The 12,145-nt window shown below is 67.3% G+C and carries 13 protein-coding genes and 1 tRNA gene; 6 read left to right on the forward strand and 8 right to left on the reverse strand.

From position 1 onward, the window contains the following. Nucleotides 1–109: 109 nt before the first annotated feature. Entirely contained in the window at nt 110–1,009 is a 900-nt protein-coding gene (locus tag ACWHMB_RS13655) for a DMT family transporter (protein ID WP_377479003.1), read from the forward strand. A gap of 224 nt (nt 1,010–1,233) precedes the next feature. Here the strand turns inward: ACWHMB_RS13655 and clpA are convergent, their stop codons facing one another. Beyond that, a complete protein-coding gene (gene clpA, locus ACWHMB_RS13660) occupies nt 1,234–3,567 on the reverse strand; it encodes an ATP-dependent Clp protease ATP-binding subunit ClpA (protein ID WP_377479006.1) in 2,334 nt (777 codons plus the stop codon). A gap of 107 nt (nt 3,568–3,674) precedes the next feature. Then, nucleotides 3,675–4,028, reverse strand: coding sequence for an ATP-dependent Clp protease adapter ClpS (gene clpS, locus ACWHMB_RS13665; protein ID WP_377479009.1), 354 nt, complete (start codon nt 4,026–4,028; stop codon nt 3,675–3,677). A gap of 185 nt (nt 4,029–4,213) precedes the next feature. Between clpS and ACWHMB_RS13670 the strand changes: the two genes are divergently transcribed. Next, complete coding sequence (locus ACWHMB_RS13670; protein ID WP_377479012.1) at nt 4,214–4,471, forward strand: cold-shock protein; 258 nt, start codon at nt 4,214–4,216, stop codon at nt 4,469–4,471. 65 nt (nt 4,472–4,536) lie between these two features. On the opposite strand, the gene ACWHMB_RS13675 is transcribed toward ACWHMB_RS13670, so the two are convergent. Beyond that, nucleotides 4,537–4,629 (reverse strand) — tRNA-Ser (locus ACWHMB_RS13675). A 408-nt stretch (nt 4,630–5,037) separates the two neighbouring features. Between ACWHMB_RS13675 and ACWHMB_RS13680 the strand changes: the two genes are divergently transcribed. The 3 genes from ACWHMB_RS13680 to ACWHMB_RS13690 all read left to right on the forward strand — a co-directional run bounded on the left by ACWHMB_RS13680 (nt 5,038) and on the right by ACWHMB_RS13690 (nt 5,927). Further along, complete coding sequence (locus ACWHMB_RS13680; RefSeq protein ID WP_377479014.1) at nt 5,038–5,253, forward strand: hypothetical protein; 216 nt, start codon at nt 5,038–5,040, stop codon at nt 5,251–5,253. Nucleotides 5,254–5,288: 35 nt separating this feature from the next. Next, entirely contained in the window at nt 5,289–5,555 is a 267-nt protein-coding gene (gene infA, locus ACWHMB_RS13685) for a translation initiation factor IF-1 (protein ID WP_377479017.1), read from the forward strand. A gap of 93 nt (nt 5,556–5,648) precedes the next feature. Then, the gene (locus tag ACWHMB_RS13690; RefSeq protein ID WP_377479020.1) at nt 5,649–5,927 is read left to right on the forward strand and encodes an RNA recognition motif domain-containing protein; all 279 of its coding nucleotides are present in this window, start codon (nt 5,649–5,651) and stop codon (nt 5,925–5,927) included. A 101-nt stretch (nt 5,928–6,028) separates the two neighbouring features. Here ACWHMB_RS13690 and ACWHMB_RS13695 read toward each other — a convergent pair whose 3' ends face one another. After that, complete coding sequence (locus ACWHMB_RS13695) at nt 6,029–7,303, reverse strand: aspartate kinase (protein WP_377479023.1); 1,275 nt, start codon at nt 7,301–7,303, stop codon at nt 6,029–6,031. Nucleotides 7,304–7,360: 57 nt separating this feature from the next. Further along, nucleotides 7,361–8,377 carry a tRNA lysidine(34) synthetase TilS gene (gene tilS, locus ACWHMB_RS13700; protein ID WP_447648563.1) on the reverse strand — a complete coding sequence of 339 codons (1,017 nt, stop codon included), beginning with the start codon at nt 8,375–8,377 and terminating at the stop codon, nt 7,361–7,363. A gap of 137 nt (nt 8,378–8,514) precedes the next feature. Here tilS and ACWHMB_RS13705 point away from each other — a divergent pair, with 137 nt between their 5' ends. After that, nucleotides 8,515–8,808, forward strand: a complete 294-nt coding sequence (locus ACWHMB_RS13705) for a YkvA family protein (protein ID WP_377479029.1) — start codon at nt 8,515–8,517, stop codon at nt 8,806–8,808. Between the two features lie 88 nt (nt 8,809–8,896). Here ACWHMB_RS13705 and ACWHMB_RS13710 read toward each other — a convergent pair whose 3' ends face one another. The 3 genes from ACWHMB_RS13710 to cysS all read right to left on the reverse strand — a co-directional run bounded on the left by ACWHMB_RS13710 (nt 8,897) and on the right by cysS (nt 12,012). Then, nucleotides 8,897–9,871, reverse strand: a complete 975-nt coding sequence (locus ACWHMB_RS13710; RefSeq protein WP_293226011.1) for an acetyl-CoA carboxylase carboxyltransferase subunit alpha — start codon at nt 9,869–9,871, stop codon at nt 8,897–8,899. A gap of 67 nt (nt 9,872–9,938) precedes the next feature. Next, entirely contained in the window at nt 9,939–10,589 is a 651-nt protein-coding gene (locus ACWHMB_RS13715) for a DNA-3-methyladenine glycosylase family protein (RefSeq protein ID WP_293226013.1), read from the reverse strand. Between the two features lie 46 nt (nt 10,590–10,635). Then, entirely contained in the window at nt 10,636–12,012 is a 1,377-nt protein-coding gene (cysS, locus tag ACWHMB_RS13720; RefSeq protein WP_377479032.1) for a cysteine--tRNA ligase, read from the reverse strand. Nucleotides 12,013–12,145 lie beyond the last annotated feature (133 nt).

Here is a 12,145-nt window from a genome sequence, read left to right on the forward strand (position 1 = left end):
CCTGAGGTTAAGCTCGCGATTCCCGCCGATGGTGCCACGGCGCGCGCCATCGGTGTTCGGCCGGGGGCATGGCTTGGCCAAATCTTGCACCACCGCCTTTCGCTGCCCCATGCGCCTGACCGCCTCCACCGTCGCCCTGCTGACCACCTCGACCCTGCTGTGGGCCGGCAATGCCGTGGTGGGGCGCGCGGTGGTCGGCCTGGTGCCGCCGATCACGCTCAACTTCATCCGCTGGCTGCTGGCCTTCGTCATCCTGCTGCCGTTGGCGCCCTGGGTGCTGGGCCGCGGCAGCGGGCTGTGGCCGCTGTGGCGGCGCTACGCCCTGCTGGGCCTGCTGGGCGTGGGCAGCTACAACGCGCTGCAATACCTGGCCCTGCGCACTTCCACGCCGCTGAACGTCACCCTGGTGGCGTCGAGCATGCCGCTGTGGATGCTGGCGCTGGGGCGGCTGTTCTTCGGCATGCGGGTCAGCCTGGCCCAGGTCGCCGGCGTGCTGCTGTCGATCACCGGCGTGGGGGTGGTGCTGGCGCGCGGGCGCTGGCAGCAGCTGGCCGCGCTGCAGCTGGTGCCCGGCGATCTGTACATGGTGCTGGCCACCATCGCCTGGGCCTGGTACTCGTGGCTGCTGCCGGCGCGCCCGGGCGAGCCGGCGCGGCTGCGCGGCGACTGGGCCGCGCTGCTGCTGGCGCAGGTGGTGTTCGGCCTGGGCTGGTCGGGCCTGTTCGCTGCCGGCGAATGGGCCATCCACCCCGACGCCCGCATCGTGTGGGGCTGGCCGCTGGCCGCCGCGCTGGCCTTCGTCGCCATCGGTCCCGCCGTGCTGGCCTACCGCTGCTGGGGCCTGGGGGTGGAGCGCGCGGGGCCGGCGCTGGCGGGCTTTTTCTCCAACCTCACGCCGGTGTTCGCGGCCATCCTGTCGGCGCTGTTTCTGGGCGAAGCGCCGCAGCCCTTTCATGCCTTGGCCTTCGTTCTGATCGTCGCCGGCATCTGGGTGGCGGCGCGGCGCTGATGCAATAGGACCCCCACGCTCCCCCGCTGCGCGAGGTGCGCTGCCCCCCAAGGGGGCGTTTTTGCCTTGGGACGGCCCGGCGGCAAAAAAGACCCCCACGCTTCCCCGCTGCGCGAGGTGCGCTGCCCCCAAGGGGGCGTTTTGCCTTGGGGCGGCCCGGCGGCAAAAAAACCCGCTGCGCATCGGGGCGCAGCGGGTGGTGGTCAGTGTCTGGCTGCGACGGATCAGTCGGCCGCCAGCTCTTCTTCGGGCTCGGCCGGCTCGGACTTGGCGCGGTCTTTCTTGGGCGTCGGGACGATGTCCAGCAGCACCTCGTCCTTGTCGTCCAGGTCGACCGTCAGGCGCCCGCCTTCGGTCAGGCGGCCGAACAGCAATTCGTCGGCCAGCGCCTTGCGGATGGTGTCCTGGATCAGGCGCTGCATCGGCCGTGCGCCCATCAGCGGATCGAAGCCCTTCTTGGCCAGGAACTTGCGCAGCTTGTCGGTGAAGGTGACCTCGACCTTCTTCTCGGCCAATTGCTGCTCCAGCTGCAGCAGGAACTTGTCGACCACGCGCAGGATGATCTGCTCGTCCAGCGCCTTGAAGCTGACGATGGCGTCCAGCCGGTTGCGGAACTCGGGCGTGAACAGGCGCTTGATGTCGGCCATCTCGTCGCCCTGCTGGCGTGCGTTGGTGAAGCCGATCGTCGCCTTGTTCATGGTCTCGGCGCCGGCGTTGGTCGTCATGATGATGATGACGTTGCGGAAGTCGGCCTTGCGCCCGTTGTTGTCGGTCAGCGTGCCGTGGTCCATCACCTGCAGCAGCACGTTGAAGATGTCCGGGTGCGCCTTCTCGATTTCGTCCAGCAGCAGCACCGCGTGCGGCTTCTTGGCGATGGCCTCGGTCAGCAGGCCGCCCTGGTCGAAGCCGACGTAGCCCGGAGGCGCGCCGATCAGGCGGCTGACCGCATGGCGCTCCATGTACTCCGACATGTCGAAGCGGATCAGCTCCACGCCCATGATGTAGGCCAATTGCTTGGCGGCCTCGGTCTTGCCGACGCCGGTGGGGCCGCTGAACAGGAACGAGCCGATCGGCTTGTCGCCCTTGCCCAGGCCCGAGCGCGCCATCTTGACGGCGGCGGCCAGCACCTCCAGCGCCTTGTCCTGCCCGAACACCACACTCTTGAGGTCACGCTCCAGCGTCTGCAGCTTGCCACGGTCGTCGTTGCTGACGCTGGCCGGCGGAATGCGCGCAATCTTGGCCACGATCTCTTCGATCTCGTGCTTGCCGATGGTCTTCTTGCGCTTGCTGGCCACGGCGATGCGCTGCGCCGCGCCGGCCTCGTCGATGACGTCGATGGCCTTGTCGGGCAGGTGGCGGTCGGTGATGTACTTGGCCGACAGCTCGGCCGCGGCCTGCAGCGCCGCCGTGGCGTACTTGACGGCGTGGTGTTCCTCGAAGCGGGTCTTGAGGCCCTTGAGGATCTCGATGGTCTCGGGCACCGTGGGCTCCACCACGTCGACCTTCTGGAAGCGCCGCGACAGTGCCGCGTCCTTCTCGAAGATGCCGCGGTACTCGGTGTAGGTCGTCGCCCCGATGCACTTGAGCTGGCCGCTGGACAGCGCCGGTTTCAGCAGATTGGACGCGTCCAGGGTGCCGCCCGACGCGGCGCCCGCGCCGATCAGGGTGTGGATTTCGTCGATGAACAGGATGGCGTGCGGCTTGTCCTTGAGGTTCTTGAGCACGCCTTTCAGCCGCTGCTCGAAGTCACCGCGGTACTTGGTGCCGGCCAGCAGCGCGCCCATGTCCAGCGCGTAGACCGTGGCCTCAGTCAGGATTTCGGGCACCGCGCCCTCGGTGATGCGCCAGGCCAGGCCCTCGGCGATGGCCGTCTTGCCCACGCCGGCCTCGCCCACCAGCAGCGGGTTGTTCTTGCGCCGGCGGCACAGGATCTGGATGGTGCGCTCGACCTCGTAGTCGCGCCCGATCAGCGGGTCGATCTTGCCGTCCTTGGCCAGCTGGTTGAGGTTTTGCGTGAACTGCTCCAGCGGCGAGGCCTTCTCGCTCTTTTCGCTGGCCGCTTCTTCCGCCTCGCTGGCGCCGGGCTGGCCCTCGGCCGGCTTGCCGGCCTCGGGCGGGTCGCTCTTGCGGATGCCGTGGGCAATGAAGTTGACCACGTCCAGGCGCGTCACGCCCTGCTGGTGCAGGTAGTAAACGGCGTGCGAGTCCTTCTCGCCGAAGATGGCCACCAGCACGTTGGCGCCGGTCACCTCTTTCTTGCCGTTGCCGGTGGACTGCACGTGCATGATGGCGCGCTGGATGACGCGCTGGAAACCCAGCGTGGGCTGGGTGTCGACGTCGTCGGTGCCCGCCACCTGGGGCGTGTTGTCCTTGATGAAGCCGGCCAGCGACTTGCGCAGGTCGTCGATGTTGGCCGAGCAGGCGCGCAGCACCTCGGCGGCGCTCGGGTTGTCCAGCAGCGCGAGCAGCAGATGCTCGACGGTGATGAATTCGTGGCGCTGCTGGCGCGCCTCGACAAAGGCCATGTGGAGGCTGACTTCCAGTTCCTGGGCAATCATGGTGTGTTTCCTTTAGCGCCTCAAGCTTACGACGTTCTCAAGGCTTTGACAGGCAAAGGTGGGGGAGGTTTTCCCATATTTCAACGCCAAGGCAACGCCGACCGGCATCAGTCCACCGGTTCGCTCACGCATTGCAGCGGGTGGCCGGCCTGGCGCGCGGCGTCCAGCACCTGGTCGACCTTGGTTGCGGCCACGTCGTGGGTGTACACGCCGCACACGCCTTTGCCCTCCAGGTGAATCTTGAGCATGATCTGCGTGGCCGTCTCCCGGTCCTTGCTGAAGAACTCCTGGATCACCACCACGACAAATTCCATCGGCGTGTAGTCGTCGTTGAGCAGCACCACCTGGTGCATCTGCGGCGGCTTGACCTTCTGCGGCACGCGCTCGAGCACGACCGACGCGCCGTCGTCCTCGGGCACGCCGGCCGGCTTGATCGGTTGCGTGATTGCCATGAAATCCATTTTATCGGCGCGCCCCACGCCCGGCAGGAGCCGGCGCTTGCGCGTCACCGCTGAAAGATGGGGGTGCCCGCCACGCTTGCAAGGCCGGGAGCCGGTTCACTGGGAATGACCATGATTGACAAGCGCGCTGGGCGTGTTCCAAACTCGTTCGTTACAGGAAATAAGCGACTGACGAGGAGAATGTGATGCCAAACGGACGCGTGAAATGGTTCAATGACCTGAAGGGTTTCGGCTTCATCGAGCCCGACGGCGGCGGGCCCGACATCTTTGCCCACTTTTCGGCCATCGCCATGGAAGGTTTCAAGACCTTGAAGGAAGGCGCTCGCGTGAGCTATGAGGTCAACGAGGGCCCCAAGGGGCTGCTGGCCACCAACATCCGCGCCGCAGAAGGTGACGTCGCGGTAAGCCCCGCCGCGAGCAGCGAGCCGCCACTGGCGACCTGAGCGCGGCCGTCACCCAAAAACAAAAACGGGCCCTTGGGCCCGTTTTGCATTCTTGGCTTTTGAACTGGCGGAGACGGAGGGATTCGAACCCTCGATGAGGCTCTACACCCCATACTCCCTTAGCAGGGGAGCACCTTCGGCCACTCGGTCACGTCTCCTTGGGCCGGCTCGAAAGCAGACTCGCATTATGCCATTGGTTCAGACGGCCTTTGGCGTTTCAGGGCTGAAGACTTGGCCTGGACGTCCGCGCAATGCGCAGACCGGCAACCGCTTGCGAAGCAGGTGGCGTATACTGAACCCATCGACCGCGGCATGCTCGTTGCCTCAGTCCTTGCTTGACACCTTGCGGCGTGCATTGCCCGCAACGGCTTTGGTCAATCAGGCGCGTTGAATTCTCATTGCGCGTTGATCGTTCGTCATTCTCCTCTCGACGAGCTCCACATCGGTCCGCTGCGCTTGTCTGCCGGGCCATTTCCGGGCACCTGATTCGATTTGCTGCGCCGACGAGTCTTTTTGGCTCTCGGCTGGCACATGCGTATCACGCCACGGACACACCCTGCCAACACATGACCTTCTCCATCCCGCATCACGTGGGCCCGTACACCGTCACCCCCCTCACAAGCCAGACCGATGGCGGCGACTACGCCGCCGCCGTGTCGGTGCGGCGCGGCAAACATGACCGTGTTTTCCGCCTCGTTCCGGTGTTTCGCAGTGCCGCCGAAGCCACTGGCTACGCCCTGGTTCAGGGCAGGCGCCTCATTTTGCAAAACCAATTGGGGTAACGCAAAGAGCCCGCCAAGCCATTCAAAGGAGCCGCATGGCCAAGGAAGAACTGATTGAAATGCAGGGTCGCGTCGAGGAAGTGCTGCCCGATTCGCGCTTTCGCGTCACGCTGGACAACGGTCACACGTTGATCTGCTACACCGGGGGCAAGATGCGCAAGCATCGAATCCGCGTGCTTGCCGGCGACAAGGTGTCGCTGGAGATGTCGCCCTATGATCTCAACAAGGGCCGCATCACCTTTCGGCACCTGGAGACCCGCCACTCCGGTGGCGCCTCCACCCTAAGGAGACAGCGACGCTGACGGCCGCGGCCGCACCTCACACCGACCCCCATCCGTTCACTGAAATCCGGTCCCACGTCGGGCCCGGCACCCACCCCCACCAAGGAAATCACCATGGAAAACAGACTTTACGTTGGCAATCTTTCTTACTCGATGCGCGATGAGAACCTGCAGGAGCGGTTCTCCGCCTTTGGCCAGGTTTCGTCGGCCAAGGTCATGATGGATCGCGACTCCGGCCGCTCGAAGGGCTTCGGCTTTGTCGAGATGAGCACGCCCGCTGAAGCCCAGGCCGCCATTCAAGGCCTCAACGGCAAGGAGGTCGACGGCCGCGCCCTGACCGTGAACCTGGCCCGCCCGATGGAGCCGCGCAGCGGTGGCGGCCGCCGGTACTGAAGCTGGCCGCGATCCGTTGAATCCACCGATTCGCGCGCGACACGCGCCACCATGAAAAACGGGCCTTTCGAGGCCCGCTTTTCATGCGCTTGCGAGTGGAGTCAGGCCGTCACTCCCGGCATGTCCAGCTCGAACGCGCGGTGCAGCGCGCGCACGGCCAGCTCCATGTATTTCTCGTCGATGACCACCGAGGTCTTGATCTCGCTGGTGGAAATCATCTGGATGTTGATGCCCTCCTCGCTCAGCGTGCGGAACATCTTGGCCGCCACGCCGGCGTGGCTGCGCATGCCGATGCCGACGATGCTGACCTTGCAGATGCGCGGGTCGCCCACCACATCGGCGGCGCCCAGCTCGGGCACGACCTTGTCCTTGAGCAGCTCCATGGTGCGCGCCAGGTCGGGGTGCGGCACGGTGAAGCTGAAGTCGGTCTTGCCGTCCTTGCTGACGTTCTGGATGATGACGTCGACCTCGACGTTGGCGTCGGCCACGGCGCCCAGGATCTGGTAGGCGATGCCCGGGCGGTCGGGCACGCCAAAGACGGAAATCTTGGCCTCGTCCCGATTGAAGGCGATGCCCGATACGACGGCGTGTTCCATTTGTTCGTGTTCCTCGAAAGTGATGAGCGTTCCGGACTTGGCCTCCACGGCCACGTCGATGTCCCAGGGCGTGAAGCTGGAGAGCACGCGCACCGGCACGCGGTACTTGCCGGCGAATTCGACCGAGCGGATCTGCAGCACCTTGCTGCCCAGGCTGGCCATCTCCAGCATCTCCTCGAAGCTGATGGAGGCCATGCGCCGCGCCTCGGGCACCACGCGCGGGTCGGTGGTGTAGATGCCGTCGACGTCGGTGAAGATCAGGCATTCGTCGGCCTTGAGCGCCGCCGCCACCGCCACCGCCGAGGTGTCGGAGCCGCCGCGCCCCAGCGTGGTGATGTTGCCGGCCTCGTCGATGCCCTGAAAGCCGGTGATGATGACCACCTTGCCGGCGTTCAGGTCAGCACGCACCTTCTGGTCGTCGATGCTCTCGATGCGCGCCTTGGTGTAGGCGCTGGTGGTGCGGATCGGCACCTGCCAGCCGGTGTAGCTGACGGCGGGCTGGCCCTGGGCCTGCAGCGCGATCGACAGCAGGCCGACCGACACCTGCTCGCCGGTGGAGGCCAGCATGTCCAGCTCGCGAAAGTAGTCGCGCGTGACGTGGCTGGGCGCCAGCTCCTTGGCCAGGCCGAGCAGGCGGTTGGTCTCGCCGCTCATCGCGCTGGGCACCACCACCACCTGGTGGCCGGCGCGCGCCCACTTGGCCACGCGCTTGGCGACCTGCGCGATGCGCTCGGTCGAGCCCATCGAGGTGCCGCCGTATTTCTGGACAATCAAAGCCATGATTTGAAGGGTTGAAAAAAGCCGCGCCGCGCACCCAGGCGCGGCAAACCCTCGATTTTAGCGGCGCGCCGATGTCCCGGCGGCGCCGGCCGGTTCGGCCTGCCACTGCAGCACCTCGCCTACGCGCCGCACCCGGCCCTGGCCCAGCTTCAGGTCGATGCGGTGGCCGCGCGTGGTGCAGGCCTCGATCTGCACCTGCAGCGCCGCCAGTTGCGCCTGGGTCGGCGTCTGGCCATGCGCCGCCATCAGCCAGTGGCGCAGCACGTTGGCGCGCCGCGCCGGGCCCAGCTGGCGCAGCGCCGCCAGGCGCGGCGGCTGGCCGCAGGCCGCCAGATCTTGCGCGGCCACCTCGGCCAGGATGTCCTGCGCCTGCGCGGCGTGCGCGGCGCTGCGGGCGAAGGTGGCGCGAAAGGCCGGAAACAGCTCCTGCAGCACCGGCAGCAGGCGGGCGCGAATGCGGTTGCGCGTGTAGCGCTCGTCGGCGTTGCTGGGGTCTTCGACCCAGTCGTCGCCGCGCGCGCGCAGCCAGGCGCGAATGGCCGGCGCGGGCACGTCCAGCAGGGGCCGGGCATAGACCAGGCCGCCACGGCGCCAGCGCGCCGGCATGGCGGCCAGCCCGGGCAGGCCGGCGCCGCGCGAGAGGGCCAGCAGCACGGTCTCGGCCTGGTCGTCGGCGTGTTGCGCGATAACTACTGTTTTTATAGCTGCTCGCGCTTGATCCGTGCTGGCCAGAACCTCAAAAGCCTCATAACGCCGGGCGCGGGCCACGGCCTCGGGACTTTGGCCCGGCGCGGCGCGCGCGTCCACGCGCTGCACGCGCAGCGGCACCTGCAGGCGCGCGCACACCGCCGCGCAATGCCGCTCGAAATCATCGGCTGCCGCCTGCAGCCCATGGTGCACGTGCCAGGCCTGCACCTGGCCCGGCCAGCGCGCGGCGCAGGCCAGCAGCAGCGCGCTGGAGTTGGCGCCGCCGCTGAAGGCCACGGCCAGCGGCAGCGCCGGGGCGAGGGCGGCAAAGGCGTCCATGGCGCGATCCAGCGCCGCGGGATCGGCAAGAGGCGGTGCGTCGGGCATGGTTCGGGCCGATGGTAGGCCATCGCCCGCTTCATCCGCGCCACGGCCCGCCCTTGTCATCGCCGCCGGCGGCCCCACGTTAAGGCAAGGTCGCGCCCACCCGGGTTGCGACCGTCGCCGAAGGAGGCCCGCGTCCGATGTGGAAACTGACCCGACTGCTGACCGTGCTGCGCAAGGAGTTGCTGCTGGCCTGGGGCCTGCTGCGCGATCCACGCACGCCCAAGTCCGCCAAGCTGGCAACCGTGCTGGCCATCGTGTATGTGCTCAGCCCCATCGACCTGATCCCCGACACCATCCCGCTGCTGGGCTGGCTGGACGACGGGCTGCTGGCCTATGTGCTGCTGCAGCTGGCCTTCAAGCTGCTGCCGGCCGAGCTGCACGCGGCGCTGCGCGCCAAGGTGGATGCCCGCGTCAAGCCTGCGGCGCGTTGAAACCCCGTTTCATCGCCGGGCCGCCCCAAGATGAAACAGCCCCCTTGGGGGGCAGCGCACCTCGCGCAGCGGGGGAGCGTGGGGGCCGTTACCTCTCCGCCTTGGTGTCGGTAAAACGCCCGTAGCCCTGCAGGCGCTCATAGCGCCGATCCAGCAGGTCCTTCAGCTTCAGGTCGCCGATCTGGCGCCAGGCGTCGGCCAGCGCGCGCTTCAAAAAACCGCCCATCTGGCGCGGGTCGCGGTGCGCGCCGCCCACGGGCTCGCTCACGATCTTGTCGATCAGGCCCAGCGCCTTCAGGCGGTGCGCGGTGATGCCCAAAGCGGCGGCGGCCTCCTCGGCCTTGTCGCTGGTCTTCCAGAGGATGGAGGCGCAGCCCTCGGGGCTGATCACCGAGTAGATCGAGTACTGCAGCATCAGCACCTGGTCGGCCACCGCAATGGCCAGCGCGCCGCCCGAGCCGCCCTCGCCGATGATGGTGGTGATGATCGGCACCTCGAGTTGCGCCATCTCGTAGATGTTGCGGCCGATGGCCTCGGACTGGCCGCGCTCTTCGGCATCGATGCCCGGAAACGCGCCCGGCGTGTCGACGAAGGTGAACACCGGCAGCTTGAACTTCTCGGCCGTCTTCATCAGGCGCAGCGCCTTGCGGTAGCCCTCGGGGCGCGTCATGCCGAAGTTGCGCGCGGCGCGCTCCTTGGTGTCGCGCCCCTTCTGGTGGCCCAGCACCATGCAGGCGTTGCCGTTGAAGCGCGCCAGGCCGCCGACGATGCTCTGGTCGTCGGCAAAGTGGCGGTCGCCGTGCAGCTCGACAAAGTCGGTGAAGCACTCGCGCACGTAGTCCAGCGTGTAGGGCCGGTCGGCGTGGCGCGCGATCTTGGTGATCTGCCAGGGCGTCAGGTCGCTGTAGATGTCCTTGGTGAGCTTCAGGCTCTTCTTGCCCAGCTGGTCGATCTCCTCGGAGATGTCGACCGCGCTTTCGGACTGCACGTAGCGCAGTTCCTCGATCTTGTTTTCCAGCTCCGCGATGGGTTGCTCGAAGTCCAGAAAGGTTTTTTTGGCCAAAAGCGGCTCCTCGGTGACGAGAGGGAAGGAATGTTAGCGGATGTGCCCAGGCGTGCCGGACATCGCGTCAATAAGCGACGGGCAGCGGCTCCAGCGAGCGCCACATGTACCAGGTGGCCACGCTGCGCCAGGGCGCCCAGCCGGCGGCCACTTCGCGCGCCTCGCTGCGGCTGACCGGCTCGCCGGAGAAGTAGTTGGTGCTGATGCCCTTGATCAGGCCCACGTCGTCCAGCGGCAGCACGTCGGGGCGCAGCAGGTGGAACATCAGGAACATCTCGGCCGTCCAGCGGCCGATGCCGCGAATGGCCACCAGCTCGGCGATGATCGATTCATCATCCATCGCCACCCAGTCGTCGACGTGGATCTTGCCGGCGTCGAAGTGCAGCGCCAGGTCCACCAGGTATTCGACCTTGCGCGCCGACAGGCCGGCGCCGCGCATGTCGTCCACCTTGAGCTTGAGCACCGCCGCGGGCGTCATGCGCCGCGGCAGCGCCTCGAAGCGCTCCCACACCGACTGCGCGGCCTTGACCGAAATCTGCTGGCCGACGATGGAGCGCGCCAGCGTGACGAAGGCGTCGCCGCGCGACTGCAGGCAGGCGTCGCCAAAGCGCGGGATCAGGCGGCGCAGCACGCGGTCCTTGCGCGTGAGGTGCTCGCAGGCGGCGTCCCAGTAGGCTGGGGTCATCACCCCGTTGACTTTGTTTTTTGTAGCTGCCATCGCCCGCTCCGTCAGCGCCAGCGGCCTGTTTGGCTTGCAAAACCGGTCATTGAACGGCCTCCCAGGTGGTGCCCGCGGGCGAGTCTTTCAGCACCACGCCGGCGGCCAGCAGCTCGGCGCGGATGGCGTCGGCGGCGGCAAAGTCCCGGGCCTTCTTGGCCGCCGCGCGCGCTTCGATGCGGACCTGGATGGCGGCCTCGTCCAGCGTGCTACCGGCCTGCAGGAACGTCCGCGGGTCGGCCTGCAGCAAGCCCAGGCAGCCGGCCAGGGCCTTGAGCAGGCCGGCGTCCTCGGGCCGGCGCGCGCGGTTGACCTCGCTGGCCAGTTCGAACAGCACGGCCACCGCCTCGGGCGTGCCGAAGTCCTCGTCCATCGCGGCCTTGAAACGCGCGGCGTACGCGTTCGACCAATCGATCGTCACGTCGCTCGCGGGCACGGCGTCCAGCGCGGTGTACAGGCGCCGCAGCGCCGCGCGCGCGTCCTGCAGGTGCACGTCGCTGTAGTTCAGCGGGCTGCGGTAGTGCGCGCGCACGATGAAGAAGCGAATGGTCTCGGCATCGAACTGCTGCAGCACCTCGCGGATGGTGAAGAAGTTGCCCAACGACTTGGACATCTTCTCGTTGTCGATGTTGACGAAACCGTTGTGCATCCACAGGCGGGCCAGCGGCTGGCCGTTGGCGCCCTCGCTCTGGGCGATCTCGTTTTCGTGGTGCGGGAACGTGAGATCGGCGCCGCCGCCGTGGATGTCGAAGGTGTCGCCCAGCAGCGCGCAGCTCATGGCCGAGCACTCGATGTGCCAACCCGGCCGGCCCAGGCCGAAGGGGCTGTCCCACTTGGCGCCCTCGGGCTCGCTGGGCTTGGCCGACTTCCACAGCACGAAGTCCAGCGGGTCGTGCTTGCCCGCGTCCACCGCCACGCGCTCGCCGGCCTGCAGCTCGTCCAGCGACTTGCCCGACAGCTTGCCGTAGCCGGCGAACTTGCGCACGGCGTAATTCACGTCGCCGTTGTCGGCCTGGTAGGCCAGGCCCTTGCCCTGCAGCCGGCCGACGATGTCCAGCATCTGCGGCACGTAGTCGGTGGCGCGCGGGTCGTGCGTGGGGCGCTCCACGCCCAGGGCGTCGAAGTCGCGGTACATCTCGGCGATCATGCGGTCGGTCAGCTGGCGGATGGTTTCGCCGTTCTCGATCGCGCGGCGGATGATCTTGTCCTCGATGTCGGTGATGTTGCGCACGAAGGTGACGGCCAGGCCCGAGGCCTTCAGCCAGCGCTGCACCACGTCGAAGGCCACGGCCGAGCGCGCGTGGCCGATGTGGCACAGGTCGTAGACGGTGATGCCGCACACGTACATGCGCACGTGGCCCGGCTCGATGGGCGCAAAAGTTTCCAACCCACGCGTGAGCGTGTTGTAAATCCGAAGGGTCATGGGAAAACCGAATACCGCAGGTGCGGGCCAGCCGTTTGGGCTCATCGTCAGACGCCGCGGGCCGCCCGTCAAGAGGGAAAGCGCGGCTCGCGGTGGCGCGGGCGGCGCAATCATCCTGCTTGGCTACAATGCC

The organism is Ottowia pentelensis, from assembly GCF_964341695.1.

Bases quoted from the DNA above. Each gene is read 5' to 3' on its own strand.
- ACWHMB_RS13655 (WP_377479003.1), top strand. From the start codon at position 110: ATGCGCCTGACCGCCTCCACCGTCGCCCTGCTGACCACCTCGACCCTG.
- clpA (WP_377479006.1), bottom strand. From the start codon at position 3,567: ATGATTGCCCAGGAACTGGAAGTCAGCCTCCACATGGCCTTTGTCGAG.
- clpS (WP_377479009.1), bottom strand. From the start codon at position 4,028: ATGGATTTCATGGCAATCACGCAACCGATCAAGCCGGCCGGCGTGCCC.
- ACWHMB_RS13670 (WP_377479012.1), top strand. From the start codon at position 4,214: ATGCCAAACGGACGCGTGAAATGGTTCAATGACCTGAAGGGTTTCGGC.
- ACWHMB_RS13680 (WP_377479014.1), top strand. From the start codon at position 5,038: ATGACCTTCTCCATCCCGCATCACGTGGGCCCGTACACCGTCACCCCC.
- infA (WP_377479017.1), top strand. From the start codon at position 5,289: ATGGCCAAGGAAGAACTGATTGAAATGCAGGGTCGCGTCGAGGAAGTG.
- ACWHMB_RS13690 (WP_377479020.1), top strand. From the start codon at position 5,649: ATGGAAAACAGACTTTACGTTGGCAATCTTTCTTACTCGATGCGCGAT.
- ACWHMB_RS13695 (WP_377479023.1), bottom strand. From the start codon at position 7,303: ATGGCTTTGATTGTCCAGAAATACGGCGGCACCTCGATGGGCTCGACC.
- tilS (WP_447648563.1), bottom strand. From the start codon at position 8,377: ATGCCCGACGCACCGCCTCTTGCCGATCCCGCGGCGCTGGATCGCGCC.
- ACWHMB_RS13705 (WP_377479029.1), top strand. From the start codon at position 8,515: ATGTGGAAACTGACCCGACTGCTGACCGTGCTGCGCAAGGAGTTGCTG.
- ACWHMB_RS13715 (WP_293226013.1), bottom strand. From the start codon at position 10,589: ATGGCAGCTACAAAAAACAAAGTCAACGGGGTGATGACCCCAGCCTAC.
- cysS (WP_377479032.1), bottom strand. From the start codon at position 12,012: ATGACCCTTCGGATTTACAACACGCTCACGCGTGGGTTGGAAACTTTT.